The sequence below is a fragment of the Micromonospora chokoriensis genome (genome assembly GCF_900091505.1).
Classification (GTDB): Bacteria; Actinomycetota; Actinomycetes; order Mycobacteriales; family Micromonosporaceae; genus Micromonospora; species Micromonospora chokoriensis.
In genome coordinates, this window is the sequence record NZ_LT607409.1 from 6,261,569 (window position 1) to 6,288,450 (window position 26,882).

A 26,882-nucleotide genomic window follows, 5' to 3' on the forward strand; every position below is an offset into this window, starting at 1 on the left:
GCATGGTCCCCACGACAGAGACCCCCACCGACGTACGGGGCCCGGGTGAGGCGGCGACCGTCGCCCCACCCGGGTCTCCCCCGCCCCGAGTTCGCCGGCCGCGCCGGTGGCTGGCCTGGGGCTTCCTGGCACCCGTGACCCTCTACCTGGCGGCCTTCTACGCGTACCCGCTCTACCGCAACATCGAGTTGAGCCTGCGGGAGTACACGGTCCGCTCGTTCGTGCAGGGCGGTGCGCCCTTCGCCGGTCTGGACAACTACCGGACGGTGCTGGCCGATCCGGCCTTCGTGCCGACGCTGACGCACACGGTGGTCTTCACCGGCGCGTCGCTCGCCTTCCAGTTCAGCATCGGCATGGCCCTCGCACTCTTCTTCCACCAGCACTTCCCGCTGTCGCGCACCCTGCGCGCGCTGTTCCTCGTACCGTGGCTGCTGCCGTTGATCGTCTCGGCGTCGACCTGGTCGTGGCTGCTCAACAGCGACTCGGGCCTGGTCAACTCCGCGCTCAAAGTGGTGGGCGTCGACCCGGTCAACTGGCTCACCTCGCCGGGCTGGTCGCTCACCTCGGTGATCATCGCGAACATCTGGATCGGCATCCCGTTCAACCTGGTGGTGCTCTACAGCGGCCTCCAGGCGATCCCGGCCGAGGTGTACGAGGCGTCCGCCCTCGACGGCGCGACCGGATGGCAACGGTTCTGGGCGATCACGTTCCCGCTGCTGCGCCCCGTCTCCGCGATCACGCTGCTGCTCGGGTTGATCTACACCCTGAAGGTCTTCGACATCATCTGGATCATGACCAAGGGCGGACCGACCGGCTCGTCCGCGACGCTCGCCACCTGGTCGTACCGGCTCGGCTTCGGCAACCTGCTGCCCGAGTTCGGACCGGGCGCGGCCGTCGGCAACCTGCTCATCGTGCTGGCCCTGATCGCCGGGCTCGTCTACATCCGCATCGAGCGAAGGCAGCACCTACGATGACCACCTCCACGCCGCGGGCCTGGTGGAAGACCGCAGTCGGCCTGGCGCTGACCGGGCTGATGCTCTTCCCCGTCTACTGGATGATCAACGTGTCGTTCACCCGGGACCAGGACATGCGGGCCAGTCCCCCGCACCTGATCCCCATCAACGGCACCCTGGACGGCTACCGGGCGGTGCTCGACCAACAGCTGCCCTACCTCGGCACCAGCTTCCTCGTCGGCCTCGGCACCGTCGCGCTGACCGTGGCGCTGGCCGCCCCCGCCGGATACGCGCTGGCGAAGCTCCGACCACCCGGCGGCCCGGCGCTGAGCTTCGTGCTGCTGATCGCCCAGATGATCCCGGGCATCATCATGGCGATGGGCTTCTACGCCATCTACCTCAGCCTCGGCGTCCTGAACACACTGCCCGGCCTGATCCTGGCCGACACGACACTCGCGGTGCCGTTCGCCGTCCTGATCTTCACGGCCTTCATGTCCGGCATCCCCGACGAGTTGCTCCAGGCCGCGGTGGTCGACGGCGCCAGCCGGCTACGGACCTTCTGGTCCGTCGTCCTGCCGGTCAGCCGCAACTCGATCGTCACGGTGTCGCTGTTCGCGTTCCTGTGGTCCTGGTCGGACTTCGTCTTCGCCTCGACCCTCACCGGCGGCGGCGACCACCAGCCGATCACCCTCGGCATCTACCACTACATCGGCAACAACAACCAACAGTGGAACGCCATCATGGCCACCGCTGTCGTCGCCTCCGTCCCCGCCGCCCTGCTGCTGGTCCTGGCCCAGCGCTACGTCTCGATGGGCGTGACCGCCGGCGCCGTCAAGGACTGACCACCCGCACCACAGAAAGGCACCCGCCACCCATGACCGCCGCCCCGTCCGGTCCGGAGTTCGGAATCCAGGACATCCCGTTCAGCTACCGAGGATCCTGGTTCGACATCTCCCCGGTGGTAGCCGAGAAGACGTACGCCGACGATCTGCACCTGGTCTCGCACCAGACCGGTCTGCACCCCGTCCTGCGTCTCGCCCCCACCGTCGCCGACACCACCATCGTCGCCACGCCCACGCTGCTGACCTGGCGCAACGGCGCCGACCGGATCGAGGCCGTCTACGACGGGCCGGACACCCTGCGGATCCGGGGCCGACGGCTCGGCCTGCGGGTCGCCGCGGCAGCCGGCACCCTGACCCCGTTCAGCGGCACCTACCTGTACCTCGACCCGGTCGACGGGTCACACGTGTTCACCTCGTACGAGACCGGTCGCCGCTACCGGGTCACGGTGCTCTCCGGCACCGTCGCGCGGACCGACGGCGTGGAGGCGCTCGGCACCGCCGACCGGTCCCTGGACCTCCCCGCCGACGGACAGTGGGAGATCGCGATCGAGGAGTACGCGACAGCCCGCCGCCGGTACGACGGGTCCGTCCCGTTCGCGCAGTTGTGCCGCGCCCGGGCGGCGGAGTTCACCGCGTTCGTCGACGCGATAGCGCCGTGGCGTGGCCCGGACACGCCGGCCGCCGAACTGGCCGCGTACGTCCTGTGGTCGGCGACCGTCGCCCCGGCGGGCTTCGTCAGCCGCCCAGCCGTCCTGATGTCCAAGCACTGGATGGACAAGGTGTGGAGCTGGGACCACTGCTTCAACGCGATCGCCCTGGCCGCCGGCGAGCCGGAACTGGCCTGGCACCAGTTCCACCTGCCCTTCGACCACCAGGACGAGGCCGGCGCACTACCCGACTCGATCACCCACTCCGAGGTCCTGCACAACTACGTCAAGCCCCCCATCCACGGCTGGGCGCTGCGACACCTGCGTCGACTCCTCCCCCAGCCGCCGGACCGGGCGGCGCTGGCCCAGACGTACGACCGACTGGCCCGCTGGACCCGGTTCTGGCTCGACGCGCGCCGGGCGCCCGGTCAGGACCTGCCCCACTACCAGCACGGCAACGACAGCGGCTGGGACAACGCCACCACCTTCGACGGCGACCGCGTGCTCCAGACGGCCGACCTCGCCGCGTTCCTGGTGTCCCAGCTCCGCTGCCTGGCCGACCTCGCCGCCGAACTGGGCGAGCCCACCGACCAGTGGTCCCGCGAGGCCGACCGGATCTGCGCGGCCATGCTGCACGACCTGTGGGACGGCCAACGGTTTTTGGCCCGCAGTCCGCACACCGGTCACCGGCGGGCGAGCCGCAGCCTGCTCGACCTGATGCCCATCGCACTCGGCGCGGACCTGCCCGCGCCGGTCGCCGCCGCCCTGGCGCGCGGCGCCGAGACGCACCTGACCACGCACGGGCTGGCCACCGAACCGACCGACTCGGCCCACTACCTCGCCGACGGCTACTGGCGTGGCCCGATCTGGGCGCCCTCCACCGTCCTGGTCGAGGACGGCCTGCGGCGGGCCGGGCAGACCAGGATCGCCGACGAGATCAGTCGACGGTTCCTCGCCCTGTGTGAGAAGTCCGGGTTCGCGGAGAACTTCGACGCCGAGACCGGTGCCGGGCTCCGGGACCGCGCGTACACCTGGACGGCCAGCAGCTACCTCATCCTGGCGGCCGCCCAGGAGCAACGGCGTGGCACCGGCGGGTAGCTCAGCGCGCCGGAACCGGACCGGTGCTGGACCGCAACGAGATGGGCGGAGTGTAGAGGCGGTGCCGTGGCACGGCACCGCGCTCGGCGATCGTCTCCAACAGCAGCGACACCGCCTCGGCGCCCATCTCGACCATCGGCACGTCGGCGGCGGTCAACGGGGGGCGGAAGTCCTCCGCCCAGTGCTGGGCGGCGACCCCGGTGACGGAGAAGTCACCCGGCACCGACATCCCGGCGCTGGTCAACGCCCGCTGCATCCCGGGCAGGGCAGCCTCGTTGATCGTCGCCACCGCGGTCACGTCCGGATGCGTCGCGAGCAACTGTTCCACGCACGCCTCCCCGGAGGCGGTGTCGTCGCCGCAGCAGACCTCCACGCCGACCAGGCCGCGCTCCGCCGCAGCCGCCCGGAAACCCGCCAGCGCGCGGTGGCTGGGGCCGTAACCCGCGGCCACCAACTCGGCGGAGCGGTTCACGAGGGCCACCTGCCGGTGCCCCAGGTCGGCCAAGTGGTGCACGCACCGGGCGATCAGGCCGGCGTAGTCGATGTCGATCCAGCTCATGCCGTGCGGCTCGGCCGTCCGACCGATCGTGACGAACGGCAGCCCGGCCTTGGACAACCGGGTCACCCGGTCGTCGTCCAGTCGGATCTCCATCAGGATCACCCCGTCGACCCGACGCCCGGTGACGATCCGCTCGAACGACCTGTCGTGGTCGCCACCGGACGGGGACAGCAGCACATCGAGGTCGTGGCGGGCTGCCGCCTCGACGACACTGGCCACGAAACCCAACTGCATGTCGGTCAGCCGCTGGCTCGCCGGCGGGATGACCAGGCCGAGAGTGCGGGTACGCCCCTCCTTCAACGCGCGGGCGCTGGCGTTCGGCCGGTAGTCCAACTCGTCGATGACGGCCTGGATCCGCTGCCGGGTCGCCTCCGACACGGCCCGTTTCCCGCTCAACACGTACGACACGGTGCTGCGGGACACCCCCGCCCGGCGGGCGATCTCGCCGATGTTCATGGACCGCCCTCGAATCAACTCCTGCCCCGACACGGGGACGCACCAGGCTCTGCCGACGAGCATATCGACAGTGAGCTCGCCGACTGTCGACCCGGTGCGGGCCTCAGCGGGTGCCCGGTGGCGTGTCGGTCGCCCCTCGCGCCCGGTCGGCACCGCCGGAGCGCTTGAGCATGACCACACCACCGGCGACGAAGACAACGGCCAGGATCAGGCCGACGAGATTACCCTCGGGCAGGCTACTGAAGATCCCCAGGAGGCCGAGGATGACAAGCACTCCACCGAGGAGCCGCAGGAAGTAGCCGCCGACAGACGTGACCCGTTCATTCGCCATGGTGGTTCTTTGCCCGGCGCGCGGATTCCGCAAACGGGCCGCCGCCGCGGTGACGGCGCCCCGACCGGGACCGGTAGTTTCACAGTCGGTGGAAGTGGAGGCCGCATGGTCACGGGGTGGCACGGCTGGTTCGGCACGTTCAACGGCGTCGTCCTCATCACGATCGCCGTCCTGCCGCTGGCCGGGCTGGTGGTGTGGGCGCTGGCCCGTCGCCGCGCCGGCCGAAGCACGGCGTTACGGATGTCGCTGGCCGAGGTCGGCATCGTCTACGGCACTGTGCCGTGGGTCTGGATGATCATGTTGCCGGGTGACCAGGCCGGCGTCGCCCCCGGTCGGGTGAGCCTGGTGCCCCTGCGGGACCTGCTCACGATCGTCTCCGACGGAGGGCCGCTGACCGCGACGGTCCAGGTCGTCGGCAACCTGCTGGTCTTCGCGGCGCTGGGATTCTTCGCCCCGCTGCGGTTCGCTGCGCTGGCGTCGGTGCCGCGCATCCTCGTGCTCGCGGCGGCCTGTTCGGTAGTGGTCGAGGCCGCACAGTACGTCCTGCGGCTAGACCGGGTGTCGTCGGTGGACGACGTGCTGCTCAACGCCGCCGGGGCAGGGCTGGCCGCGTTGGCGTCGCGGCCCTGGTGGCCCACCGCAACGCCCGATCGACCACCCCGACCGGCCCCGGCACACCGAGCGGGCGGGGCGTGACTCGTATAGTGCCGGCGTGGACAGGGACGACAAGGTCCGGCAGGCGTACGCGTCCGTCGCGGATCTGTACATCGGGCTGTTCGGCACGCGCGAGCAGGTGGACCCGGACGACCTCGCCTTCATCGGGCGACACCTGGCGAGCCGGACGGGCCGGGTGCTCGACCTGGGCTGCGGCCCCGGCCATCTCACCGGTCACCTCCGCTCGCTGGGCGTCGACGCGACGGGGATCGACCTGGTCCCGGAGTTCCTCGCCCACGCGCGGGCGGCCCACCCGGACGTCGAGTTCCACAGCGGATCGCTGGAGAGTCTCGACGTCGTCGCCGGCTCGGTCGACGGCATCCTCGCCTGGTATTCGTTGATCCACCTGCCGCCGGAGGAACTCGACGGGGTGCTCGCCGAGTTCCGGCGGGCGTTGGTCCCGGGCGGACCGTTGGTGCTCGGCATGTTCGACCACGACGAGGTCGGCCCCTTCGACCACAAGGTCGTGACCGCCTACCGCTGGCCGGTCGACGAGATCTCCGAACGACTCACCCGGGCCGGATTCGTGAAGGTCGAACACCTCCGACGGCCCGGGAAGGGCGACCAGCGCCCGCATACCGCCTATGCGGCGGTCGCGGGAAACAGCTGAACCGGACGAGCTGTCAGGCAGGGCGGTGACCGGCACCCCGCACGCGGAACTCGTTGCCGTCCGGATCCGCCAGCACGACCGCGCCGTCCTCGGCGACGTCGAGTCGAGTGGCACCGAGGGAGACCAATTCGTCAACCGCGGCCTGGTGGTCGTCGGCAGCCGGGACGAGTTCGAGGCGTTGCCGGTTCGGCTCGTTCTTCGGCGCCACGGGCGGGCCACCCCAGGCGATCTTGGTGCCGCCGCGCGATGACTGGATCGCCGTCTCCTCGTTCTGGTCCCACACCAGCGGCCAACCCAGCGCCCCGCTCCAGAACAGGCCCACGTCCCGGGTGCCCTCGCAGGTCAGCTCACCGAGGAAGCCGGTGGCGGCGAGGTAGGAGTTGCCGGGCTCGATCACGCAGAACGCGTAACCCGCCGGATCGGCCAGAACCGTGTGCCCCTCCTCGGGCAGCTGCCCGACGTCGAGGTGGTCGCCACCGAGCTTCAGCGCCGTGGCGATGGTGTGCTGCTGCTCGTCGACATCGGCGCTGGTCAGGTGCAGGTGCATGCGGTTCGCGCCGAGTTGGCCCGGGCGGCCCGGAACGAACCGGAGACCGAGCTGGGTGTCGTTGCCCGGCAGGAGCACGCCGCCGGCGTCCTCGACGACGTCCCGATTCAGCAGAGCGGCCCAGAACCCCGCCGCACGACCCGCGTCGACGGCTTCGTACGTGACGGCCAGAAGGTGTGTACCCATCACCGGACAATAGGCAGCGCTCCGGCACGACACCACCGCATTAACGCGTCGACGCTTACCGGGCCGACGGTCCGGCTCGTCGTAGGGAAGACTGGCCGGCATGGCTGACCCGAGCGCTGTGAAGGCTACGCTGCACCACTACCTGCGGCAGACTCGCGAGAACCTGATCTGGAAGCTGGACGGGCTGAGCGAACGCGACGCCCGACTGCCCCGCACCGCGACCGGCACCAACCTGCTGGGTGCCCTCAAGCACTGCCTCAACGTCGAAGCCGGCTACTTCGGGCCCACCTTCGGGCGCGAGTTTCCGACACCCGGGGACCTCGTGCCCCTGACGGCGTTCGACGAGGACCCGCAGGCAGACTGGTACGCGCGCGAGGACGAGACGAAGGACGGCCTCCTCGACACGTACCGCCGGGTCGCCGTGTTCGCGGACCAGACGATCGACGAGCTGCCACTCGACGCGCCAGGGCTGGTGTCGTGGTGGCGACCCGGAGCACAGGACGTGACGCTGCACCAGGTGATCCTTGACGTGACCTGCGACCTCGCCCGTCACGCCGGGCACATGGACATCATCCGCGAGCAGCACGACGCGGCGATCGGCCTGCGGCGGGAGAACAGCGTCATTCCCGACGGCTACGACTGGCCGGCGTACGTCACCAAGCTGACGAAGCTGGCGGACCGCTTCGGCTGAGCCGGACCCGGCCACTCGTCGCGGGTGCCCCGGAGTGCCGGCCACCAGCAGTCCACGAGGTGATCGAGGACGACGCGGACCTGCTCGCCGGCTGTCGGCACGGCCAGCGCCGGCGGTGACCGTCGGTCACCTCCGTCCGGGGGCGGTTGCGGTAGTGGGCGATATACCTCAGAGGCACAAATATGGGTCTGAGGTATATCGCTCACCAGCACATCGACCCGGTGGGCAGCACCAGAGCGGCGGCGAGCCCACCAGCGAACGAGGCTCGGAGGGTCAGCAGCCGATGCGGCTGGACCCGAGCGCGACGTCGTCGTACCAGAGGGTGTCGGCTCCGCCGCCGTAGCTCTCCCAGCCCAGCTTCAGGTCGGTGAGCTGCGGACGCCAGGTGCGGTTGTACCACTGGCCGTCGATGTCGTGCGTCGGCGCGCCGTCCGCGGTCAGCCCGGTGACGGCGGTGCCGTCCACCCAGGTACGGAGCTGGCCGGCCGACCCGTCCACCATGAACTCCACGCACACCCACCGGTTGGTGGGTAGTGGCAGGCTCTGGGCCACCCCGGCCGGGCTCTGCTCGGGCAGGGTCGCGTCGTCGGACGCGCGGTTCCACTGCAACGCGCCGTTCTGGCCGCCCAGCCGCAGGTCCTTGTTGCCGTCGGCGGAGTCCGCCATCGCCACCATCGTGGTGTGCTCGGTGGGTTGGGCGGTGGTGTGCCGCATCCAGATCCGGCCGTACCGGACACTACCGACGCTGCCGAGGTTCTTGGTGGACTTGACGAAGACGTGGTTGCAGTAGCCCGCCGCGCCGTTGATCCGCACCGCGCGGCTGCCGCTGTGTGTGGTGGCCGTGTCGATGGTGGCCGTGCCGGCGCCGGAGCAGTCCGGGCTCACCACGGCCCAGTCGCCGGACGGCGTCGACCCGGTCTGGTTCTCGAAGCCGTCACAGAGCACAGCGCCGGCACACCCGGCCGGTGGCGGCGTCGTCGGAGGCGGCGTCGTCGGGGGTGGCGTCGTCGGGGGTGGCGTGGTCGGGGGCGGCGTCGTCGGAGGCGGCGTGGTCGGAGGGGGCGTGGCGCCGTTGCACGGTACGCCGTTCAGCGTGAACCCGGTCGGTGCGCCGCCGCTGGAGCCGTACGTGCCCTGCACACCGAACTCGGTCGAGCCACCGGCCGGAATGCTGCCGTTGTACGACAGGCTGCGGGCGGTCACCGTCGACCCGGACTGGCTGACAGTGGCGTTCCAGCCGTTCGTGACGCGCTCGTCCCCGGCGTACGTCCAGGTGGCGGTCCAACCGGAGACGGCCGTGTCCCCCGGGGCGATCTTGACCGTGGCGGTGAATCCGCCGGGCCACTGGTTGGCCGTGTAGTCGACGCGGCAGCCCTGGGCTGCGGTCGCCGGACCGGTGAGCAGGGCTGAGCCGGTCACGCTGGCGGCGGCGGCCAACGCGGCGACGACCGCCAGGGTCAGGGCGGGGCGGGCGCGGAGAATCGTCATCAGAGAGGTCCTTCTGCCATCAAGCTGTGAAAAGGCGGCGCGACGGCGCGCGTCCTGGACGGACGAGGCGCGGCAACGCACCGTGGGTGCGGCGCAGCGGTGCGCCACAGCGGCTGGTCGGCGCGTACGACCGAAGTGCCCGGCTCGGGGTTGGACCTGTCAGCCGCCGGCAGCCCGATCACCCGGACCCTGGCGGCGCCCACATCCAGGCTATTCACAGATTTCGATTCAATCAAGCGTCCGCAGCCTCGATCGTGGCCTTCGCCGGCCCACCGACACCGGCTGTGATCGACTGGTGGGGTGACCGAACCACTCCTCACCCTGCCGGCCGACGTCCAGGCACGCCTGGCCCAGGAGCCGAACGTCTGGCTGTGCACGTTGCGGCGGGACGGCTCCCCACACCTGACGCCGGTCTGGTTCGTCTACGTCGCCGGCACCTGGTGGATCGGTTCCGGCAGCCGCAGCGTCAAGGTCCGCAACGTCATTGCCGACCCACGGGTGTCCCTGGCCCTGGAAGGCGGCAACGCACCCGTGGTGGCAGAGGGCACCGCCCGGGTGCACCGAGACGACTTCCCGAGCACGGTCGTGGAGGCGTTCGCCGGCAAGTACGACGGCTGGGAGGTCGGCCGGCAGGTCAGCCCCGGAGGCGAGCGCGTGCTGCTGGAGATCCCGGTCCGGCGGTGGCTGCTGGCCGGCACGGCGCAGTAGGCCGCGACCCACGCGCCGGACCCATCGCGATGCAGTGGGGTGGCGTACACCCGACACCGACTCACGCGGTAGCCGACTGTGACCGTGACATCACCAGACGCACACTCCTCCCCGACACGTTCCCGTCGGATGGAGGAACACATGCGTCTCCGCTCGTTCGTCACCGCAACACTGGCGGCCGTCCTGGCCGCCAGCGCACTCGCGCCGACGGCACCCGCCGCGGCGGCCACCGCCGATCGCTGGGGGTTCGCGTACGTCAAGGACCCGACCGTCGCGGTCTGGACCGTGCTGGACACCAGCCGGCAATGGGGTAGCTGGAAGACCGCGTTCCCGGCCGCCTGGGCCGACGGCATCAAGCTCGCACCCGGCCGGTTCCAGGTTCGCTTCCCGCAGGTGGGTGCCAGCTCGCGTGGTGTGCCGCACGTGACCCCGGTGAACCGGACCGGGCACTACTGCGAGGTGGTCCGCTGGTTCCAGTCCGGCGCCGACGAGATCGTCGACGTGCAGTGCCACAAGCCCGGCGGCACGCGCGACGACACCCCGTTCACTGTGCTCTGGACGACCAGCTCGGGTGTGCTGCCGGTCGGCACCTCCCACGCGTACACGCAGTGGAGCGGCGGCGCGCTGGTGCAGTCGTACAACTCCACCGGTGCGGTGAACGCGGTCGGGCCGGTGGGCATCGGGCAGTACCTGGTGCGGCTGCCCGGGGTGGGGTTGGCCGGTGTGCTCGCCGGAAACGTGCAGGTGACCGCCGTACAACCGAACGCCGGCCCGCGCCGGTGCAAGGTCTACTCCTGGAGCGCGGTCGGCAGCGACGTGCAGGTGTACGTCTTCTGCTACGACCAGGCCGGCGCGTTCGTCAACACCGACTTCGCCCTCTCGTACCACCGTCGGCGGCCGGTGATCGGCTCCCTCGGCCCGCCGTCGTACTTCGGCTACCTGGGCACCGCCGTCGGCGGTCCGACCAACGACAACTCGGTGCTCGGCGTCGGCGCGAACACGGTCGCACCGCTGGCTCCGTCGGGCCGCTACCTGGCGACCTTCCCGCAGATCGGCCTCAAGGAGACCCACGCCCAGGTCGTGGCGCAGGGTGCCGGCAGCAACTACTGCCACCTGACCCAACCGTGGACGTACACCACGAACGCCGACGTCGACGTCATCTGCTTCGACAACACCGGCGCGGTCACCCCGCACCGCTTCCTGGCCACCTTCACCTCCCGGCTCTGACGCCGGGCCGTGTCGGCGGTGACCGTAGGCAGGTCACCGCCGACGCGGCGGCGCGGGGTCCGGGCTCAGCCCAAGTCGACGACTTCCACAGTGGGTGCGAAGTGCCGGACCGCGGGGGCCGACACACGCCGGGGCGGCGGCGCGTGCGGCCCGCCGAAGGCGGCCATGACGGGGGTACGTCAGCTGCACACCACCGGCAGCTCGTCGCGACCGGTGCACAGCACTACCTAGTAGGTGAAGGTCCAGAGGAAGTAGAAGCCGGGGCCGGTGGGGCCGGACTGCCGGTATTCGCAGTAGTACCAGCTCCACAGGCCGGTCCTGGCGCCCTCGCTGCCCCAGCTGTTGCAGAACTGGCCGTCGTAGTAGACGCCGCGCAGCGTGCCGCCCGGCGGGTCCGCCGCAGCCGGAGTGGCGGCGGCTCCGACCAGTCCGCCCAGGGCGAGCGCCATCGTCACCAGCAGGGTCTTCCATCTACGTCCGCGCACGGAGCCTCCTTACGTCACTGCCACGGCGCACAGCGGCTCCACACCGAGCCGGGCCCAAGGCATCGAAGTTCGTGAAAGTAAGGCTTGCACGGGCGCGCACGGTTCGGGTCCCGACAACGGGCGACGCCCTCGCGATGATCCGCCAGGGGGATCTCCGTCGAACGGGCATCCGCCCTGACGGCACGGGGTCAGCTCGGGCAGCCCGCCGCGGGGTCGCACCCGGGGCGAACAACCAGCCCCACTCCTGAGGATCCACGTGTGGCGCGGCTCAGCCTGTCGCGCGGGTGCGGCGGGCGGCGACGTAGCGGCGGATCTTCTCGGACGTTCCGCAGTCGTCCATGCTGCACCAGCGGCGACTGCGGTTCTTGCTCTCGTCGAGGAAGAGGAAGCGGCAGCCTCCACATCCCTTGATCCGGTCCAGTGCGCCGGTGGTGAGCAACTGGATCGCCGCGTGCACCACCGGCCGCAGCGGCCGGGCGAGCGTCTGGTCGTCGCGCCAGGTCCAGGTGAACGCGCACCCTCGATCGAGCCGTGCGTGGCCGAGCGCGTCCGCTTCGTCGTCTCGCAACCGGGCCAGGACCGGCATGCCCGGGCTGCGGTCGGCGGCCACGGCCCGGAACACCTCGTCGAGATCGTCGCGGACGCGCAGCGATCGGGTGAAGGCGGCCTGAGAGCCACCCGGATCGTCGCGGGACCGCCGGCGCAACGCCGTCGCCTGCGGCTCGCTGAGTGCGCCCGCGTACACGCCCCAGGCGACCAGCTCCGGGTAGCCGGTCAGCACGTCGTCGTCGGGGGGCCCGACGGGCGGACCGGCGCGGGTGTTGACAAAGTCCAGGGCGAGGTTGCCGCCGACCAGGCGCATCCGCGTGACGCCCGCAGGTGTTTCCATCGAAACTCACTTTACCAGTTGACCGTCATCGAAGGCCGCCACTAGCCTGTTTCCACCGTAGACAGTTTAACCGGAAACATCGGGAGGGTCTGATGGGTCGTGGTCGGGCAGTGGGGGCGCTGATCGGCTTGTCCGGCGGGACGTTCCTCTACACCACCGCCGAGGCGCTGCCGATCGGGCTGCTGCTCCCGATGGCGGTTGACCTGGCCGTCTCGCCGTCGCAGGTGGGCATGCTGGTGACCGCGTACGGCGCGGTGGTGATGGTCGCCTCGGTCCCGTTGACGGCCCTGGTCCGCCGGGTTCCCCGCCGGTGGCTGCTGTCCGCCCTGCTGGCCGGCTTCGTCCTCAGCACGGCGGCCACTGTCCTGACGAGCACCTTCGCGCTGCTCCTGGCGGCCAGGATGGTCACCGCAGCAACCCATGCGCTGTTCTGGGCCGTGGTGGTGCCGGCCGCGGCCGAGCTGTTCCGGCCGGCGCTGCGTGGGCGGGTGGTCGCCGTCGTGTTCGCCGGCGGCACCGTCGCGTTGGCCCTGGGGGTGCCCGCGGGCACCTGGCTGGGTGAGCACGCCGGGTGGCGGGCCTCCTTCCTGGCGGTGGCCGGGCTCGGTGCGGTCGTCCTCGCCGTGGTGGCCGCGCTGCTGCCCTCGACGCGGCCGGAAGAGGGACACGCCGCCCGGGGTGCGGCACCCGACGCCCGACGTTTCTGGCTGCTGGTGGCGGTGGCTGTGTTGGCGACCGCCGGCGCCATCGCCGCGTACACCTATGTCGCAGTGTTCGTCACCGAGGTCAGCGGATTCTCCGCCTCGTCCGTCGGGGCCGTCCTGTTCGCGCGCGGCATCGCCAGCGTGCTCGGCATCCTGGCCATCGGCCCGCTGCTGGACCGCAGCCCGTGGAACGCTCTGCTCATCACCGTCGCGGTGCAATCGGCGGCACTGCTCGGCTTGTCCGCATTCGGTCAACGACCGTCGGTGTCCGTCGGTCTGATCGCGCTGGCCGGCCTGGCGTTCACCGCCTTCACCGCGGCACTCGGCGGCCTTGTGTTGCAGGTGGCACCCGGGCGCTCCGACCTCGCCGCGGCCACGGTCTCCGCCGCGGTCAACGTCGGCATCACCGCCGGCGCGTTCGTCGGCGGACTCGTCCTACCGAGCCACGGCGTACGAGCCACGGTTCTGATCGGCGCCCTGCTCGGCGTCGTCGCTCTGCTGCTGGCTCTCGGCGAACGACTCGTCCGGCCGACGCCCGCCGCGCGGGAAGGACGACGCCAGGCGGAGTCGATCCAGATGGCGCAGTGACTACCATTGCCGGAATGCCGATCACGGCCCGCAGGGTACGGCTGCTCACGCCGCTGGCCGCGCTGGCGTTCCTGAGCCTCGCACTGCTGATCCGCGTCGTCGACGACGGGGCTCTGCGGCAGCACTCCGGCACCGCGCTGTACGCGTCGATGGTCTGGTGCGCGACGCTGTTCGTCAGGCCGCGGATGGCACCGGTGCCGGCCGGCGTCGTCGCCACCATCTTCTGCTGGATGGTCGAGATCGCGCAGCTGACCGGTGTGCCGGCCGCACTGTCCGCGCGGAGCCTGGCTGCGAGGCTGGCGCTGGGTGTGCAATTCGACCCTGTCGACCTGGCCTGGTACCCGGCCGGCGTTGTTCCCCTGGTGGTGCTGCATCACCTGGTACGCGTTCGTCACCGCCGGGCGGCGTCGACCCGTGAGCAGCCGGCCGGGTTGATACCGGGCGGCACCGGTTAAGGGCTGTTTCACAGGGGCGGCCGACCGGCGGCGGCGCGTTCCGCCCCGGATACGTCGGTGGCATCCGGGGCGAAACCGCGACGCCGCCGGTCGCCTGATCAGGCTGCCGACGAGAGCGCTGCCTCGCGGATGACGCGCAGCGCCCCGGCCCAACTCTCCAACTGGTCGAACAGCAACTGGGCGCTGCCGGCGTGCAACTCGGCCGGCGTGAAGTCGGCGAAGTTCGCGAAGTCGGTGAACACCGAGAAGCTCAACTGCTGCTGGACGTGCGCCACCTGCAGCTCACTCAGCACCCCGCGCAGGTGCTCGATGGCCCGGGCCCCGCCGACGGCCCCGTAGCTGACGAACCCGGCCGCCTTGTTCGTCCACTCGTCGTAGAGGAAGTCGATCGCGTTCTTGAGGACGCCGGAGGTGGAGTGGTTGTACTCCGGGGTGACGAACACGTAGCCGTCGTACTCGGCGATCCTGCCGGCCCACGCCTTGGTGTGGTCCTTCGAGTACTGGCTCGGGCCCGCCTTGGCCCCGACCGGCTCGTCCAGGTGCGGCAGCGGATAGTCGGCCAGGTCGATCAGCTCGTACTCGGCGGCGGGGCGACCGGCAGCCTGGGCCAGCACCCAGTCGGCCACGACCTTGCCGTTACGGCCGGGACGCGTGCTGCCGAGGATCACACCGATTTTCAGGGTGGACATGCCCACTCCTTCGATTACATGAACTTTCATGCAAGACGCTAGCAGGCTGATACGTGAAGGTTCATGTGACGGTAGACTCGGTGCCGTGGCGACCGAAGGCCCGACCTGGCTGACTGCGGACGAGATGCGCGCCTGGCGCGCTCTGCACGCGGTCGCGGTCGTGCTGCCGGTCGCGCTGGAGGTGCAGTTGCAGCGCGACGCCCAGCTCAGCCATCTGGAGTACTACGCTCTGGCCGGCCTGTCCGATCGCCCCGATCGCACGATGCGGCTCAGCGACCTCGCCATCCTCACCGGGGCCGAGTTGTCCCGGATCTCCCACCTGATCGCCCGGCTGGAGAAGCGCGGCCTGGTGCTGCGCCGGCCGGATCCCGACGACGCTCGTTACACGAACGCCGTCCTCACCGAGCAGGGCTGGGAGAAGGTCAGACTGGCCGCGCCCGCACACGTGGCGACCGTACGCAAACTGCTCTTCGACGGTCTCGATGCCGCCGGGCTGCGGGATCTCCAGAACGTGGCCGACCGCATCGTCGCCGCTCTCGGCGCGACGGATCTGCCTCTCCCGGCGACGATCCGCAAGGCCATCCGCCCGCAGTGACCCGACCCATCTCGCACGTCACCGACTGATCGCCGCGTTCGCGTCAGCACCGGGCACCGTCGTTTCGAGCGCGTCGCAGGTCAGCCGTTCGCGCGCTGGATCTTCGCCAGCGCCGCCGCGTACTCGGCGTCGGTGAGCGCGCCACGCTGATGTTGCCGAGCCAGCGCGTGGATGTCCCGCCGCTGATCAGCACCGGGAACACCGCCGGCGGTGCGCTGTCGGCGCACTCGGGCGGACGGGCTCGTCGGTCCGGCACCGCCAGCGAAAGGCAGCGTCGACCCGCCGATTGGTGCGCCAGGCCGGGGCTGCGCGTCACCGTGGTGAGCCCGAAGCGTCGCCAGGATCTCGTCGTAGTGCTCCGGCCAGGTGGCCAACCGCCCCAACTCGGGTCGGAACGTGAACGGCCGCAGCAGGTCACCGCGCTGGATCGCGGTCTGGATCGGTACGCCGTCGGTTCGCTCGATGATGATCGCCGAACGACCCGTGTCCAGGCCCGCGATGGTGGCGATGCCGCTGTCGACGGACGCCACCGACCGCCAGGGCACCGTGGTCGTGCGCAGGAGGGTCCTGGACCGGATACCGAACGCGCTGACGTAGACCCCGAGCATCGCCTGCCGTACGGCGACGGCGAAGCAGACAGCCAGCCACACCCCGATCAGGATCGCGACGGGCAGGGGGAACGGTCGCTCGCGGACGTACATGATCGACAGGAACGTGGCGAAACCAACCACCCCGACCAGGCCCACCATCGCGAAGCCGGTCGCGGCGTCCAGGGAGTACGGGCGCTGCCATCTACCCATGCCGGCATTGTGCTCTGCGGTCGCCAGGCGAAGCCCCGGCGCCCGGATCCGCCCTGCTCCGAGCCGGGGCCATCTCCGTGGATCCCCGGCCGCCGGGTAGGGTGACAGGAATATGTGAATCTCGCGGTGCAGCCGCTGTGCCCGTTCTACGCGAGGTTCATCGGTAGGCACCCGGAATACCAGGACCTGGTCCGCGCCGGCGCCCACCACCGGATCGTGCTGGGCGGGCACGATGGGTGACCCGCAGCCGAAGTCGTACCACGGGGCCGACATCACCGTCACCTTCGACGGACGCCGCTGTCTGCACTTCGCCGAGTGCCTGCGCGGGCTACCGGAGGTCTTCGACGTCAGGGCGCGCCCGTGGATCAGCCCGGACAACGCCGGGTCGGCCGCAGTCGCCGAGGCGGTGGAACGCTGCCCCAGTGGCGCGCTGCGGTACGCCCTTCGTGACGGTGCCGAGGAGTCCCCACCCACCCCGACAGTGGTCACCGCCGTGGAGGGCGGACCGATCCTGCTGCACGGCGACCTGACGCTGACCGACCACGGCCGGGATTCCCTTCGGGAGACCCGGATGGCCCTCTGCGCCTGCGGCCGGTCGTCCAGGCGACCGTTCTGCGACAACACCTGCCGCGCCTGACCGGACCACCGGCTCGACCCCGTTGCTTGACGGCTCAACTTTCCACACGGTAGCTTCCAAGTCCATCCATTACTGTCTATGGAAGTGGGTAGATCGTGCCGTTGACATCCATCGCTCTCGCCGCAGCCGTCGCCGGCGTGCTGGCCACCGCCCCCGCCGCCCCGACGGCATCCGCCCAGGCGGCAAACGGAGGCTGGCCGCCCGGCAACTGCCCGCAGGGCACGTTCTGCATCTGGCCCAACTGGGACCACCCGGCGGAGGGCCCCACCGCGACGCCGTCCCTGGTGACCAGCAGCGAGTGGTCCGGCAACGTCACGGCCTTCAACTACTACAACCACACGTCCCGGAACGCCGAGATCACGTGGTCCTACAACTACCTCGGGACGATCCACACCGGCGCGGAGTGCGTTCGCCCCGGCGGCGGGAACTTCTACGTGCCCCTGATCGTGACGAAGGTGACCTGGCAGCCGCGAACCTGCTGATCCCGCACCGCCACCCTGCGCCAAGTGTGCTGCTGAGCGGACGGCTCGTTGGGAGCGGTACCAGCCGGGGCGGAAATTCCGACCGTCCAATCGCTACACTCGCCGCAGCACCGGCACCGCCGCCCGCAGACCTCAGCCTGCGCTGGTCCGAATCGAATGGAGACGCCTGTGACCCGCGACAAAGCGGTCCCCCCCGGCATCGACCCCCGTATTCCCAGCGTGGCACGGGTCTATGACTACTTCCTGGGCGGCAAGGACAACTTCGAGGTCGACCGGCAGGTGGCCGAGCACGCGAAGCGGATCACGCCAGACGGGCCGGCAGCCGGCCAGGCCAACCGGGCCTTCCTACGCCGAGTGATCCGCTTCCTGGTCAGCGAGGCGGGCATCGACCAGTTCCTCGACATCGGATCGGGGCTGCCCACCCAGGGCAACGTGCACGAAGTCGCCACCGAGCAGAACCCGAAGGCTCAGGTGGTATACGTGGACAACGATCCGATCGTCCTGACGCACGGGCGGGCTCTGCTCGCCGCGGAGGGCACCGCCACGGTGATCCAGGCGGACATCCGGACGCCGCAGGAGATCCTCAACCATCCGGACGCACGTCGGTTCCTCGACTTCGACCGGCCGATCGGGTTGTTGCTCTTCGCGATCCTGCACCACCTCGGCGACGACGAGGACCCGCGAGCGGTGGCAGCGGAATTGATCGAGGCGCTCCCGTCCGGCAGTTACGTGGCGATCTCCCACTTCCGCGACCCGGGTGAGCGCGACCCGGAGGGCTCCCGCAAGGCCCGTGAGGTCGAGCGGGTCTTCAACGAGTCGTTGGGCACCGGCCGCTGGCGTACGGACGAGGAGATCCTCTCGTTCGCCGACGGGCTGACGGTGCTGGAGCCAGGGCTGGTGCCGCTGGCCGAGTGGCGTCCGGATCCGGACGCACCCGCTCCGACGCAGACCGACACCTATCACACCTTCGTTGGCCTCCTCGCGCGCAAACCGTAGGCGCTTCGCCTTCCGGTGACGTCCGTCGGCGGGGTGCTCCCCGCCGACGGACGAGCCGCGAGCCCGGAAAGACGACAAGCACTTACCCCTCCTGAGCAGGCATTCTTGGCTTATGGACCAGCCGAGGAACCTACCCATGGAGGCAGCACAATGTTCACCACGAAGTTCTGGAAGGCCACCGCCGAGCGCGCGGTGAAGAGTGCCGCACAGGGTCTGCTGCTCTACTGGGGCGCCGACGTCGTGTTCAACGCCTGGCAGGCGGACTGGGCTGCGGCGGGTGGCATCGCGTCCGGTGCCGCGGTGCTGTCGGTGCTCACCTCACTGGTGAGTGCGAAGGTGTCGGGAGAGGGCGACTCCCCCAGCCTTGTCGGTGCCGAGCAGTAACCTCACGTCGCTGCGAACGGTTCGTCCCCGCCGGCCTCGGCCTGCGGGGACGTCTCAGCGTCAGCTCTCGTCAACATCGACGGTCGGCAGGTCGAGGTAGGCGAGCAGGCGCAGGACGCCGGCGAGGTGCTGCAGGTCGTGCCACAGCACCAGCACGTCGTCGTCCGCCGACGGGCGCAGGAGCGCATGCAACTCCGCCACGACATCCAGCAGCTTGCCGCAAACCCGGCGAAGGTCCTGGACCCTCAGCACATCCGTCACGTCCACCACCCTCGCGGGGACGCGACCGCACACAACGACATTTCAAGATCCGCGCCGCTGGTCGGCAGTCCATCTGACGTGGACCAGCGGCACGAACACGGTGGTCGCGCCGGATCAGGTTTAGGGAGGACCGCCACCAGGTTTTTCCGGTGCAGGGACAAGGTCCCTGCCCACGCTCGCGCGGCCAGGGGGTGCAAATTTTGCGCCGCTGAACGATGCGCTCTGACTCAATCTCCAATACGGGGCGGTGAGATCGTCATGCTTGGGAAACCGCAGCACCGGCAGGACAATAACGCTGATGGACAGCGCCACGATGGCGAAGCCAGCGAAGGGGACGCACAATTGCCCCACTGTGAGGCGGCTTTCTACGGGTATCACCGTGCCCGGCCCGAGCAGGAGAGCTGAGACTGCGGCTATCTCGCCGATCAGGAACACGAGGCCGGTCACGATGGCGACGTTGCGCTGCCGCTCCAGCGCCGCCTGATGATTACTGAAGATCTTCTTCTGCTGTTCGTACAGCCTCTTGTGATGCTCGTAAAACGGTGCCGGAAGCGAGGGGATGCCTACGCTGGCTCGGCCCGCGCCCACGGTGCTACCACTGGTCCCACGCGAGGTCGGATGCTGGCGCTCACGTTCAGCCTCGGCTCTCATTTTTGCCTGTTCGTACTCGGAGGCAAGCGCGCCGTGCGCATCCTCGAGATCCTTCCGCTGTCGCTGCAGCAGCAGATTTGCCTCCACCGCCAAGGCAATCATGATCGTCGGTAGGACTTGCGCCGTGGTCGAATAGAACGCCTCGTGTTCCACGGCCCCATGGTGGCACCCCCAGACGAAATGCATGACTACCTGATCGTCCGGCATCTCCGCTCGCTGCCGGTGATCGACAAGGGCACCCTCCCGACTGATCCGACGAGCCGGGGCACCCTGACCACTCTCGGCGGCGCCGGTTGCCAGCGGATCTCTGCGGCGCTAGGTTGAACTGCCATCGATGAACATCGACATCGCAAGGTCGGGGGCCCGCATGTCCGCGTCTGTCACTCGCCGCACCGTCCTGGCCGGTGGCGCCGGTGCCGCCATCGGCCTGGCGCTGCCCGGCTCCGCCGCCCACGCCGGTGATCGCCATTCCACCAGCGTGCGCTTCACCCTGGACGCGACAACGCTCGACGGCGGGGAGCAGGTCACCTCGGTCACCCTCGACACCGGCCGGCTCGGGCCGATCGACCCCACCCGGCTCACCCCCGGCACGTTCAGCGTGCACGCCAAGGCCACCAGCCCGATCCCGATCGCTCCCGGCGACCTGATCTTCAGCGAGTACGACCTGGACCGCACGGTGACCGCGGCCCGGCTCGACCGGCGCGGAAACATCGTGCTGGAGTTGAGCCACGCCGAAGGTCAACCCGGTGGTGGCACCCTCGGCTACATCCTGAGCAGGGGCCGTAACGTCCAACTGGACCTCGCCTACACCATCACGCAGAACACCCCGCTCGTCCGGCGCACCGGCGCACCGCTCACCATCACGCGCTTCGTGCAGGGGCGGCTCTCGAATCCCGAGGTGGACGCCTTCAGCCACCACGTCTCGGGCTCGGGCCTGAAGTACCGGCTGTACTCCCCCGAGCGTTCCACCCACCACGGTCGTCGACCACTGATCCTCTGGCTGCACGGCGGCGGCGAGGGTGCGTCACTGCCCGACGACTACTACGACAACGAGACGACGTTGCGCGCCAACCGGGGGGCGCTGGGTTTCGCCACCCCGGAGGCCCAGCGGATCTTCTCCGGCGCGTACGTCGTCGCTCCGCAGAGCACCTCGTACTGGATGGAGGACGGCCCCCGCTTCGCCCCGCTGATCCGCGAGATCGTCCAGGATCTCGTACGCCGCAAGCGTGTCGACCCCGACCGGATCTACGTGGTCGGTTGCAGCAACGGCGGCTACATGTCCCTGGAGATGACCGTCGCCTACCCCGACCTGTTCGCCGCGTCCGTGCCGATCTGCGGCGTCGTCGAGCCGCTCGGTGGAGACGGCCCACCGCTGATCACCGACGCGGAGCTGGCGGGCATCCGCACCCCGACCTGGCTGGTCACCTCGCGCGACGACGACACCGTGCCACCCGAGACCAACACGATCCACGCCCACGACCTCATCCCGGGATCACTGGTGAGCCTGTACGACAACGTGGTGTGGAACGGGTACCAGTTCTCCGGTCACTGGTCCTGGATCTACGTGGCCCGCAACGACCCGAGTCTCAACGGCACCCACATCTGGCAGTGGATGGCCCGCCGCCGTCGGTGATCCGCCGTGCCCGCCTCAGCTCACCAGGTCACCGGCGCGGTAGACGGCGAGGGGGCGGCGCAGCACGGTGATGTCGCTCGTCGGGTCACCGTCCACGATCAGGAGGTCGGCCTCGAACCCGGGGTGGACGCGGCCCTTGCGCCCACCCAGGCCGCACACCTCGGCACCGACCGAGGTGGCCGCGGTCAGGGCGGCGGTGGCGGGGATGCCGCAGGCCACATAGTCGACAAGCGTCTCCGGCAGGATCCCGTGCGGCTTCGCGGGGCCGAGGCCCGCGTCCGAACCGGCCACCAGACGGACCCCGGCCCGGTGCAGGGCGGCAGTGCCGGCTCTCAGCGCGGCCTCGCTGAGCCCGGCCCGTGCCGCCATCTCCACCACCTCCGGCGGCGTTACCACGGCCGGATCGGTGCCGAGCGTGGCGCAGACAGCGATTCCGGACGCGGCCAGCCGGTCCGCGAGTTCCTCGGGCACGCGCGCCCCGGCTGCGGTCACGCACGTGCAGTGCTCAATGCCGTCGACCCCGACGCGCAGCGCCTGCTCGACAGCGCTGAGCGCGTGCGCGTGGGCGGTCACCGGCAGGCCCGCGTCGTGCGCCTGGTTGCGGGCGGCGGCCAACTCCTGGTCGGTGAACTGCGGCCGGGTGGTGTCCGTACCGGGGGTGAACACCCCACCGCTGGCCATGATCTTCACCAGGTCGGCGCCGGCCGCCGCCCGCAGCCACACGGCCTCCCGCACACCGTCGACACCGCGCGCCTCGCCCCCCAGCGCCCAGCAGTGCCCGCCGACGCTGGTGACCGGCGCACCCGCCGCCACAACCGTCGGCAGGTCGTCACGCACGCCCCGCCCCCGCCATCGGAGCACCGCGTCACGTCGGTCGCCCAGGTCGCGTACCGTCGTGATTCCGGCCCTCAGGTGCGCGCGCAGTGACGCCTCGACGACGGCGTCGAGGTCCGCCTCGGCGCGGTCCGCGAGTCGGCCGAGCGCGTCGGGGCCGGCATCCGCGCACAGGTGTACGTGTGCGTCGACCAGCCCGGGCAGCAGCGTGCTGTTCGGCGCCTCGCGCACCGGCCAACCTTCCGGCGCCTCGGGCCGACCGCTGCGCACGTCGACGATGCGCCCGCCGTCGAGCAGGACCAGCACCCCGCCGTCCACGAGCCGCTCGCCGTCGAACATCCGTTCCGCCCGGACAGCATGCTTCGTCATCGTCACCCCAGCTCGTGCACGGCCACAGCCCCGGCGTCGTCCTCGCCCCGCGGTGACCACCGGTCGTGACCCGACGATCGCACCGCCACCGGGTGCCCAGCCTCCCCCGCCAGGGTGATCTGGTCTCCCTCCGGCGGGTCAGGGGCCGCGAGGAGCCGACCCGCGACGTCCTCCGGCGGGAATCAGGCCGGCGGCGAGGCCGCGGCGGTTCCCGGGAAGCGCTCCACGAACGTGCGGTACACCGGTGTGCCCGGCAGACCGTCGTGGATGGCGAACACCACGTGGTCGAACCGGTCGACGACCTGGAGCGCCTCGGCGAACGCGCCGGCCACGGTGGCGGGATCGTTGCGGAACACCCCGCACCCCCACGCGCCCAGCACGACCGTCCGGTGCCCGTGCGTGGCCGCGACCTCCAGCACCCGCCGGGCACGTCGGGCCAGCACCGCAGGCACGTCCGTGGCGTGCGTGGGCTGGTTACGGACGATCGCGCCGAGGTTCGGCGCGGCGGCGGTCAGAAACGACGTCGGGTACGACTGATCGAGCAGGTTGCCCCGGTCGTCCCGGAACACCGGCACGCGCGGGGAGTAGATGACCCGGTCGCTGTAGCGCAGGTCGCCCTGCTCCCGGTGGAACGCGTAGAACTCCGGCGCGGCGAGGAGACACGGGTAGAGCGCCGATGCGCGGGCGATGCTCTCCTCCTGCGCCTTCGCCCCGCCCAGGAACCCGCCGCCCGGGTTCTTCGCCGAGGCGAACACCAGACACGCGGCCTCCGGCCCCAGCCGGTGGGCCGCCTGCAACGTCGACTCGTGGGTCACCTCCACAGTGCCGACGCCGGGTTTCGCGTCCCGCACCGCGAGGACCTCGTCGGGCAGGTGATGACGGGTGCCGGCGATTGCCGCCCGTACCGCATCGCCGATGACGACCTCGGCACCGCTGCCGTTGCGGTAACGCCCCGACCCGGCGATCGCCACCGTCTGCCGAGCGATCTCACGAAGACGACCGCTCACCGGCACACCCGGCGCATGGGAAAGTCCACAGCCAGCAGGCTAGGCAGGCCGAGCCCTTACCGACAAGCACTTTCCGCACGCCACGGAGGGCCGGCGAGCGTTGCCCGCCGACCCTCCGGGTGCGCTCACCGTCCGTACAGCTCGAACTCGTAGAGCGAGAACCCGTACGAGGTGGCCCGCTTGGCTCCGTACACCCGCACGTATCGAGCGGTGACCGGGGCGAAGGTGGCGTTGTCGACGCCGCCGTTGCCGGTCGTGGTGCTGAACACCGGCGTCCAGTACGAGCGGCCCAGGCCGCCGGCCACCGGGTCGCCGAGCACGGTGCGCAGGTCCTTGTCGACGTAGCCCCACCAGCCCTGCTGGAACGACGAGCCCTTGTGCGCCTGACCCTGCAGGGCCCAGCTCACGGTGCCGTCGCGCCCGCCGTTCTGGCCGCCCGACGGCGCCTCGTTCACCTGCATGGCGTCGACCAGCGCGGCGTAGAGGTCCGGCCCGAGGCCGGGGCGGAACTGCGCCGAGGCGAGCAGCGGCCACCAGGCGTCGAAGATCCGGATGGCGTCGGCGTGCTGGTAGACCTTCGAGCCGGGCGACGTCTCCACCCGCCGGGCACCGGCCTGCTGCCAGGCCCGCAGCTTGCCCACCGCGTCGGTGAGCGCCGGGTCGGTGAGCGGTGTGCTGTCCAGCACCCGCAGCAGGTCGCCGAGGACCTGCTGGCCGCGCAGGTCGGTCACCGCCGCGTCCGCCATGATCTTGACGACGTCGGCGCGGCCGAGCTTGCGCTGGGCGATCGCGGCGCGCACCGGGCCGTCGAGCAACTGACCACGGTGTACGGAGCCGAAGCTGAAGTTGCCGTCCGCGGCCCCGAAGTCCCGCGCCTGCTTGTTGTTCCAGCTGACGTAGTAGTCCTGGTTGACCGACTGCGGATGTGCCGACACCGGTGTGTAGGTGGCGTCGTTGGTGTCCGGGTTCCAGCCGACCCACTCGTACGCCGCCTCCGCCTTCGTGGGCAGGTTCGGGTCGGCGGTGGCCGGGCGGACCGGGTTCGAGCCGGAGTTGTAGTACGCCGCCTCGGTCGAGTTGACGTAGAACCAGTTGAACGCGTACCCGACGCCGGCCGCGGACGCCTGGAACGCCGCCGCGTCGCCCATCGCCGACGGGTCGTTGAACGCCTGGAAGCCGATCGCCGAGTCCGCCTCGTGCCGGTAGGTGGAGCGCAGCTTGGTGAAGGCCGTCGGCTGGCCGTTCACCAGGCCCCGGTAGGCCACCAGCCCGTACTTGGTGCGCAGCGCCCGCAGTGTGTACGACCCGGCCGGGGTGGAGTCGGCGATCGTCGGGGACCAGGAGTTGCGCTGCTCCAGCGCCTCCATGGCGAGGCACTGCCCCCGGTAGAGGTACCGGTTGGTGCGCAGCGTCGGTGCGCTGCCGTCGGTGGTGCACAGCGGCACCGCGTACGTGTCGGTGAGGTCCTGCGAGGCGGACGTGGCGCTCCATGCGTAGTCCTGGCCCCGGCCGAGCAGCACGTAGAGGTTCAACCCGGCGAACGCCGCGCCGCGCGCGCTGACCCCCGGCCCCTGCAACTCCTGGAGCATGAGCAGTTGCGGGGCGAAGTAGCCGGTCTGCGGACCGAACACGGCGACCGGGTTGCCGCTGGTGGTGTGCTGCCCGGAGACCACCACCGCGTTGGACATGCCGTGCGCGCGCAGGTTGGACAGGCCGCCGAGCAGCTCCTTGGTGGCGGTGCTGGCCCCGGCGCGGGAGGCTGCCCCGCCGGTCTGGTCGTAGGCGAGGGGCTCGGCGACCACCGTCCCGGCGTCGGGGAGCACGGCGCTGGTCGCACCCGGTGGCGTCGCCCCGTACGGGAAGCTCTGCCCGTCGTGCACTGTGAGCACGGTCTCCGGGTCGTTCTGCGAGCGGAACGCCGCCCACACCCGGTCGCCCTCGGTGGCGCCGTACTTGGCGCGGGCGGCGACCCGGACCAGGGCGGACTGGATTTCGCTGCCGCCGCCCCCGCCGAAGAGGCCGCCGATCACGCCGGCGGTGGCGATCAGGTCGGTCATGGTGAAGTGCTTCGGCTTGCCGGCGCCGGCGAGCACGTACTCGCCCGGGTAGTTGTCCTCGGCGATCGACTTGTCGATGTAGGCGTTGATGCCGGCGATGTAGTCGACCACGTCGGTGTAGAGCTGCTGGCCCCGCGCACCCTTGGTGCGCAGCGCCTCCACCTGGGCCTGGAGGTCCGCCTCGGTGTACGGCGAGTTGGCCCAGACGCTCTGTTCCAGCTCGCGGTTGCCCGGCGCGCCGCCGGCGAACGAGGTGACGTTGCCGCGGCCGACGTGCCGCAGCAGGTCCATCACCCAGAGCCGGTCCTGGGCTCCGGCGTAACCGGCGCCGAACATCGTGCCGGCACGGGTGGTGCCGGTGATGTGCGGAACGCCGGTGGCCTTGTCCCGCACGATCGTGACGTCCGCGCGCGGCGAGACGGTGCTCTCCACCTGCGCGGCCGGGACGCCGAACGAGGCGTCGTTGTAGAAGTGGGCGATCTGCTCGTCGGTCAGCCCGGCGTAGTTGTAGACCAGGTTGGCGTACTCGTCGAGCTGGTCGCTGGAGTGCGCCGGGCGGGTGCCGAGCGCCTGGTGCGCCAGGATGGCGACGAGCGTGGCGTTGCCGTTCTGCCCCGGGGGCAGGATGTCGGAACACTGCCCGAGGCAGTAGTCGTTGGCGGCGAACGTGGTGGCGGCCAGGGCGGGAGACGGCGGGATCACCGTCAGGACGCTCGCGGTCACTGTGGCGGCGGTGAACGCCGCGAGCCGGTTACGGAGAGCGGTACGGGGCATGGCGATCCTCCGGGGGACGCGGAGCAGGGCCGTTCGGTATCGCCCGGCTACGGTGCCGACGCCTCGCCCTCCGCGCCCGGGCGATCCACAGGGAGGTGAGAATGACTCATATCGATCTCCGGGCAATGATCGGCGCACGACCACCATCTGGGATACCCGTCGTTCACCACGCGCCAATGCCGACGTTTCGCCGATTTCCCCGCACCGGCCACCCGGGTCACGGGCGTGCCGGTGGCCGGCGACCGCCCGACACCGCACCGAAATGGCTGGCCTCGCCGACCCGCACCGGCCTACCGTGCAACGAGGTATCAACCTCCGACGCATTCACGAGAGGACCTCACCCCGCGTGACACCGCCTGCTCTCCAGACCTGACACCTTCCCCGCGCCTGGGTTGCCGACGTCACCGTCGGTTCGTTCCCATGCCTTCCGTCAGGTCTTTGGAGAGATCATGTCTACGCGTCCCCATACCGCGCTGCCCTGGCCCGCCGGGCGCACGGGGCTCCCCCTGCTCGCACTCGGCTGCGTCCACTGCGA

General features: G+C 70.5%; 30 protein-coding genes. 17 read left to right on the forward strand and 13 right to left on the reverse strand.

The window, feature by feature from the left end; all coding sequences use genetic code 11:
* The first annotated feature begins 2 nt into the window (after positions 1 to 2).
* From GA0070612_RS28280 to GA0070612_RS28290, 3 genes are read left to right on the forward strand one after another with little or no spacing between them, the layout of a single operon-like run.
* Positions 3 to 974: a carbohydrate ABC transporter permease gene (locus GA0070612_RS28280; RefSeq protein ID WP_088990691.1), complete on the forward strand. Its 972-nt coding sequence runs from the start codon at positions 3 to 5 to the stop codon at positions 972 to 974.
* The gene (locus GA0070612_RS28285) at positions 971 to 1,795 is read left to right on the forward strand and encodes a carbohydrate ABC transporter permease (RefSeq protein ID WP_088990692.1); all 825 of its coding nucleotides are present in this window, start codon (positions 971 to 973) and stop codon (positions 1,793 to 1,795) included. The genes GA0070612_RS28280 and GA0070612_RS28285 overlap by 4 nt, the downstream gene beginning before the upstream one ends.
* Positions 1,796 to 1,827: 32 nt before the next feature.
* Positions 1,828 to 3,540, forward strand: a complete 1,713-nt coding sequence (locus tag GA0070612_RS28290) for an amylo-alpha-1,6-glucosidase (RefSeq protein WP_088990693.1) — start codon at positions 1,828 to 1,830, stop codon at positions 3,538 to 3,540.
* 1 nt (position 3,541) lies between these two features.
* On the opposite strand, the gene GA0070612_RS28295 is transcribed toward GA0070612_RS28290, so the two are convergent.
* A complete protein-coding gene (locus GA0070612_RS28295) occupies positions 3,542 to 4,555 on the reverse strand; it encodes a LacI family DNA-binding transcriptional regulator (RefSeq protein ID WP_088990694.1) in 1,014 nt (337 codons plus the stop codon).
* Between the two features lie 103 nt (positions 4,556 to 4,658).
* Positions 4,659 to 4,886, reverse strand: coding sequence for a hypothetical protein (locus tag GA0070612_RS28300; RefSeq protein ID WP_088990695.1), 228 nt, complete (start codon positions 4,884 to 4,886; stop codon positions 4,659 to 4,661).
* 105 nt (positions 4,887 to 4,991) lie between these two features.
* Between GA0070612_RS28300 and GA0070612_RS28305 the strand changes: the two genes are divergently transcribed.
* Both GA0070612_RS28305 and GA0070612_RS28310 read left to right on the forward strand, forming a co-directional pair.
* Positions 4,992 to 5,582: a VanZ family protein gene (locus GA0070612_RS28305; RefSeq protein ID WP_088990696.1), complete on the forward strand. Its 591-nt coding sequence runs from the start codon at positions 4,992 to 4,994 to the stop codon at positions 5,580 to 5,582.
* Positions 5,583 to 5,598: 16 nt separating this feature from the next.
* On the forward strand, positions 5,599 to 6,210 hold the full coding sequence (locus GA0070612_RS28310) for a class I SAM-dependent DNA methyltransferase (protein WP_088990697.1): 612 nt from the start codon (positions 5,599 to 5,601) through the stop codon (positions 6,208 to 6,210).
* Between the two features lie 13 nt (positions 6,211 to 6,223).
* On the opposite strand, the gene GA0070612_RS28315 is transcribed toward GA0070612_RS28310, so the two are convergent.
* Positions 6,224 to 6,943, reverse strand: a complete 720-nt coding sequence (locus GA0070612_RS28315; RefSeq protein ID WP_197699258.1) for a VOC family protein — start codon at positions 6,941 to 6,943, stop codon at positions 6,224 to 6,226.
* A 100-nt stretch (positions 6,944 to 7,043) separates the two neighbouring features.
* Here GA0070612_RS28315 and GA0070612_RS28320 point away from each other — a divergent pair, with 100 nt between their 5' ends.
* Positions 7,044 to 7,634 carry a DinB family protein gene (locus GA0070612_RS28320; protein WP_088990699.1) on the forward strand — a complete coding sequence of 197 codons (591 nt, stop codon included), beginning with the start codon at positions 7,044 to 7,046 and terminating at the stop codon, positions 7,632 to 7,634.
* Between the two features lie 273 nt (positions 7,635 to 7,907).
* Here the strand turns inward: GA0070612_RS28320 and GA0070612_RS28325 are convergent, their stop codons facing one another.
* On the reverse strand, positions 7,908 to 9,122 hold the full coding sequence (locus tag GA0070612_RS28325) for a cellulose-binding domain-containing protein (RefSeq protein ID WP_088990700.1): 1,215 nt from the start codon (positions 9,120 to 9,122) through the stop codon (positions 7,908 to 7,910).
* Between the two features lie 300 nt (positions 9,123 to 9,422).
* Here GA0070612_RS28325 and GA0070612_RS28330 point away from each other — a divergent pair, with 300 nt between their 5' ends.
* Positions 9,423 to 9,830, forward strand: coding sequence for a pyridoxamine 5'-phosphate oxidase family protein (locus GA0070612_RS28330; protein WP_088990701.1), 408 nt, complete (start codon positions 9,423 to 9,425; stop codon positions 9,828 to 9,830).
* Between the two features lie 141 nt (positions 9,831 to 9,971).
* Entirely contained in the window at positions 9,972 to 11,057 is a 1,086-nt protein-coding gene (locus GA0070612_RS28335; RefSeq protein ID WP_088991822.1) for a hypothetical protein, read from the forward strand.
* A 227-nt stretch (positions 11,058 to 11,284) separates the two neighbouring features.
* Here GA0070612_RS28335 and GA0070612_RS28340 read toward each other — a convergent pair whose 3' ends face one another.
* Both GA0070612_RS28340 and GA0070612_RS28345 read right to left on the reverse strand, forming a co-directional pair.
* The gene (locus GA0070612_RS28340) at positions 11,285 to 11,542 is read right to left on the reverse strand and encodes a hypothetical protein (protein WP_157742628.1); all 258 of its coding nucleotides are present in this window, start codon (positions 11,540 to 11,542) and stop codon (positions 11,285 to 11,287) included.
* A 268-nt stretch (positions 11,543 to 11,810) separates the two neighbouring features.
* Positions 11,811 to 12,431, reverse strand: coding sequence for a CGNR zinc finger domain-containing protein (locus tag GA0070612_RS28345; protein ID WP_088990703.1), 621 nt, complete (start codon positions 12,429 to 12,431; stop codon positions 11,811 to 11,813).
* A gap of 92 nt (positions 12,432 to 12,523) precedes the next feature.
* Here GA0070612_RS28345 and GA0070612_RS28350 point away from each other — a divergent pair, with 92 nt between their 5' ends.
* Both GA0070612_RS28350 and GA0070612_RS28355 read left to right on the forward strand, forming a co-directional pair.
* A complete protein-coding gene (locus GA0070612_RS28350) occupies positions 12,524 to 13,723 on the forward strand; it encodes an MFS transporter (RefSeq protein WP_088990704.1) in 1,200 nt (399 codons plus the stop codon).
* Between the two features lie 14 nt (positions 13,724 to 13,737).
* Positions 13,738 to 14,178, forward strand: a complete 441-nt coding sequence (locus GA0070612_RS28355; protein ID WP_088990705.1) for a DUF2809 domain-containing protein — start codon at positions 13,738 to 13,740, stop codon at positions 14,176 to 14,178.
* Positions 14,179 to 14,276: 98 nt separating this feature from the next.
* On the opposite strand, the gene GA0070612_RS28360 is transcribed toward GA0070612_RS28355, so the two are convergent.
* Positions 14,277 to 14,867, reverse strand: a complete 591-nt coding sequence (locus tag GA0070612_RS28360; protein WP_088990706.1) for an NADPH-dependent FMN reductase — start codon at positions 14,865 to 14,867, stop codon at positions 14,277 to 14,279.
* Positions 14,868 to 14,952: 85 nt separating this feature from the next.
* Here GA0070612_RS28360 and GA0070612_RS28365 point away from each other — a divergent pair, with 85 nt between their 5' ends.
* Positions 14,953 to 15,462 carry a MarR family winged helix-turn-helix transcriptional regulator gene (locus GA0070612_RS28365; protein ID WP_231924368.1) on the forward strand — a complete coding sequence of 170 codons (510 nt, stop codon included), beginning with the start codon at positions 14,953 to 14,955 and terminating at the stop codon, positions 15,460 to 15,462.
* Between the two features lie 80 nt (positions 15,463 to 15,542).
* On the opposite strand, the gene GA0070612_RS28370 is transcribed toward GA0070612_RS28365, so the two are convergent.
* Complete coding sequence (locus GA0070612_RS28370) at positions 15,543 to 16,262, reverse strand: hypothetical protein (RefSeq protein WP_088990708.1); 720 nt, start codon at positions 16,260 to 16,262, stop codon at positions 15,543 to 15,545.
* A 114-nt stretch (positions 16,263 to 16,376) separates the two neighbouring features.
* Between GA0070612_RS28370 and GA0070612_RS32740 the strand changes: the two genes are divergently transcribed.
* The 5 genes from GA0070612_RS32740 to GA0070612_RS28390 all read left to right on the forward strand — a co-directional run bounded on the left by GA0070612_RS32740 (position 16,377) and on the right by GA0070612_RS28390 (position 18,761).
* On the forward strand, positions 16,377 to 16,502 hold the full coding sequence (locus tag GA0070612_RS32740; protein WP_167393683.1) for an N-acetyltransferase: 126 nt from the start codon (positions 16,377 to 16,379) through the stop codon (positions 16,500 to 16,502).
* Positions 16,495 to 16,899 carry a (4Fe-4S)-binding protein gene (locus GA0070612_RS32745; RefSeq protein ID WP_088990709.1) on the forward strand — a complete coding sequence of 135 codons (405 nt, stop codon included), beginning with the start codon at positions 16,495 to 16,497 and terminating at the stop codon, positions 16,897 to 16,899. Before GA0070612_RS32740 ends, GA0070612_RS32745 begins: the two co-directional genes overlap by 8 nt.
* Before the next feature lie 95 nt (positions 16,900 to 16,994).
* Positions 16,995 to 17,381 carry a hypothetical protein gene (locus tag GA0070612_RS28380; protein ID WP_088990710.1) on the forward strand — a complete coding sequence of 129 codons (387 nt, stop codon included), beginning with the start codon at positions 16,995 to 16,997 and terminating at the stop codon, positions 17,379 to 17,381.
* Between the two features lie 219 nt (positions 17,382 to 17,600).
* Positions 17,601 to 18,377 (forward strand): SAM-dependent methyltransferase, encoded by a 777-nt coding sequence (locus tag GA0070612_RS28385; RefSeq protein ID WP_231924369.1) that lies wholly within the window; start codon positions 17,601 to 17,603, stop codon positions 18,375 to 18,377.
* 150 nt (positions 18,378 to 18,527) lie between these two features.
* The gene (locus GA0070612_RS28390) at positions 18,528 to 18,761 is read left to right on the forward strand and encodes a holin (RefSeq protein WP_088990712.1); all 234 of its coding nucleotides are present in this window, start codon (positions 18,528 to 18,530) and stop codon (positions 18,759 to 18,761) included.
* A gap of 60 nt (positions 18,762 to 18,821) precedes the next feature.
* Here the strand turns inward: GA0070612_RS28390 and GA0070612_RS28395 are convergent, their stop codons facing one another.
* A complete protein-coding gene (locus GA0070612_RS28395) occupies positions 18,822 to 19,022 on the reverse strand; it encodes a hypothetical protein (RefSeq protein ID WP_088991823.1) in 201 nt (66 codons plus the stop codon).
* 120 nt (positions 19,023 to 19,142) lie between these two features.
* The gene (locus GA0070612_RS28400; protein ID WP_157742629.1) at positions 19,143 to 19,826 is read right to left on the reverse strand and encodes a hypothetical protein; all 684 of its coding nucleotides are present in this window, start codon (positions 19,824 to 19,826) and stop codon (positions 19,143 to 19,145) included.
* Between the two features lie 214 nt (positions 19,827 to 20,040).
* Between GA0070612_RS28400 and GA0070612_RS28405 the strand changes: the two genes are divergently transcribed.
* Positions 20,041 to 21,306: a prolyl oligopeptidase family serine peptidase gene (locus tag GA0070612_RS28405; RefSeq protein ID WP_088990714.1), complete on the forward strand. Its 1,266-nt coding sequence runs from the start codon at positions 20,041 to 20,043 to the stop codon at positions 21,304 to 21,306.
* Positions 21,307 to 21,321: 15 nt separating this feature from the next.
* On the opposite strand, the gene GA0070612_RS28410 is transcribed toward GA0070612_RS28405, so the two are convergent.
* The 3 genes from GA0070612_RS28410 to GA0070612_RS28420 form a co-directional block, all read right to left on the reverse strand.
* On the reverse strand, positions 21,322 to 22,509 hold the full coding sequence (locus GA0070612_RS28410) for an amidohydrolase family protein (protein WP_088991824.1): 1,188 nt from the start codon (positions 22,507 to 22,509) through the stop codon (positions 21,322 to 21,324).
* 182 nt (positions 22,510 to 22,691) lie between these two features.
* Complete coding sequence (locus GA0070612_RS28415; RefSeq protein WP_088991825.1) at positions 22,692 to 23,516, reverse strand: TIGR02452 family protein; 825 nt, start codon at positions 23,514 to 23,516, stop codon at positions 22,692 to 22,694.
* Between the two features lie 125 nt (positions 23,517 to 23,641).
* A complete protein-coding gene (locus GA0070612_RS28420) occupies positions 23,642 to 26,347 on the reverse strand; it encodes a penicillin acylase family protein (protein WP_088990715.1) in 2,706 nt (901 codons plus the stop codon).
* Positions 26,348 to 26,882: the final 535 nt, after the last annotated feature.

Coding starts and splice junctions, on each gene's coding strand:
- GA0070612_RS28280 (WP_088990691.1), top strand. CDS start 3: ATGGTCCCCACGACAGAGACCCCCACCGACGTACGGGGCCCGGGTGAG.
- GA0070612_RS28285 (WP_088990692.1), top strand. CDS start 971: ATGACCACCTCCACGCCGCGGGCCTGGTGGAAGACCGCAGTCGGCCTG.
- GA0070612_RS28290 (WP_088990693.1), top strand. CDS start 1,828: ATGACCGCCGCCCCGTCCGGTCCGGAGTTCGGAATCCAGGACATCCCG.
- GA0070612_RS28295 (WP_088990694.1), bottom strand. CDS start 4,555: ATGAACATCGGCGAGATCGCCCGCCGGGCGGGGGTGTCCCGCAGCACC.
- GA0070612_RS28300 (WP_088990695.1), bottom strand. CDS start 4,886: ATGGCGAATGAACGGGTCACGTCTGTCGGCGGCTACTTCCTGCGGCTC.
- GA0070612_RS28305 (WP_088990696.1), top strand. CDS start 4,992: ATGGTCACGGGGTGGCACGGCTGGTTCGGCACGTTCAACGGCGTCGTC.
- GA0070612_RS28315 (WP_197699258.1), bottom strand. CDS start 6,943: ATGGGTACACACCTTCTGGCCGTCACGTACGAAGCCGTCGACGCGGGT.
- GA0070612_RS28320 (WP_088990699.1), top strand. CDS start 7,044: ATGGCTGACCCGAGCGCTGTGAAGGCTACGCTGCACCACTACCTGCGG.
- GA0070612_RS28325 (WP_088990700.1), bottom strand. CDS start 9,122: ATGACGATTCTCCGCGCCCGCCCCGCCCTGACCCTGGCGGTCGTCGCC.
- GA0070612_RS28335 (WP_088991822.1), top strand. CDS start 9,972: ATGCGTCTCCGCTCGTTCGTCACCGCAACACTGGCGGCCGTCCTGGCC.
- GA0070612_RS28345 (WP_088990703.1), bottom strand. CDS start 12,431: ATGGAAACACCTGCGGGCGTCACGCGGATGCGCCTGGTCGGCGGCAAC.
- GA0070612_RS28350 (WP_088990704.1), top strand. CDS start 12,524: ATGGGTCGTGGTCGGGCAGTGGGGGCGCTGATCGGCTTGTCCGGCGGG.
- GA0070612_RS28355 (WP_088990705.1), top strand. CDS start 13,738: ATGCCGATCACGGCCCGCAGGGTACGGCTGCTCACGCCGCTGGCCGCG.
- GA0070612_RS28360 (WP_088990706.1), bottom strand. CDS start 14,867: ATGTCCACCCTGAAAATCGGTGTGATCCTCGGCAGCACGCGTCCCGGC.
- GA0070612_RS28370 (WP_088990708.1), bottom strand. CDS start 16,262: ATGGGTAGATGGCAGCGCCCGTACTCCCTGGACGCCGCGACCGGCTTC.
- GA0070612_RS32745 (WP_088990709.1), top strand. CDS start 16,495: ATGGGTGACCCGCAGCCGAAGTCGTACCACGGGGCCGACATCACCGTC.
- GA0070612_RS28390 (WP_088990712.1), top strand. CDS start 18,528: ATGTTCACCACGAAGTTCTGGAAGGCCACCGCCGAGCGCGCGGTGAAG.
- GA0070612_RS28405 (WP_088990714.1), top strand. CDS start 20,041: ATGTCCGCGTCTGTCACTCGCCGCACCGTCCTGGCCGGTGGCGCCGGT.
- GA0070612_RS28410 (WP_088991824.1), bottom strand. CDS start 22,509: ATGACGAAGCATGCTGTCCGGGCGGAACGGATGTTCGACGGCGAGCGG.
- GA0070612_RS28420 (WP_088990715.1), bottom strand. CDS start 26,347: ATGCCCCGTACCGCTCTCCGTAACCGGCTCGCGGCGTTCACCGCCGCC.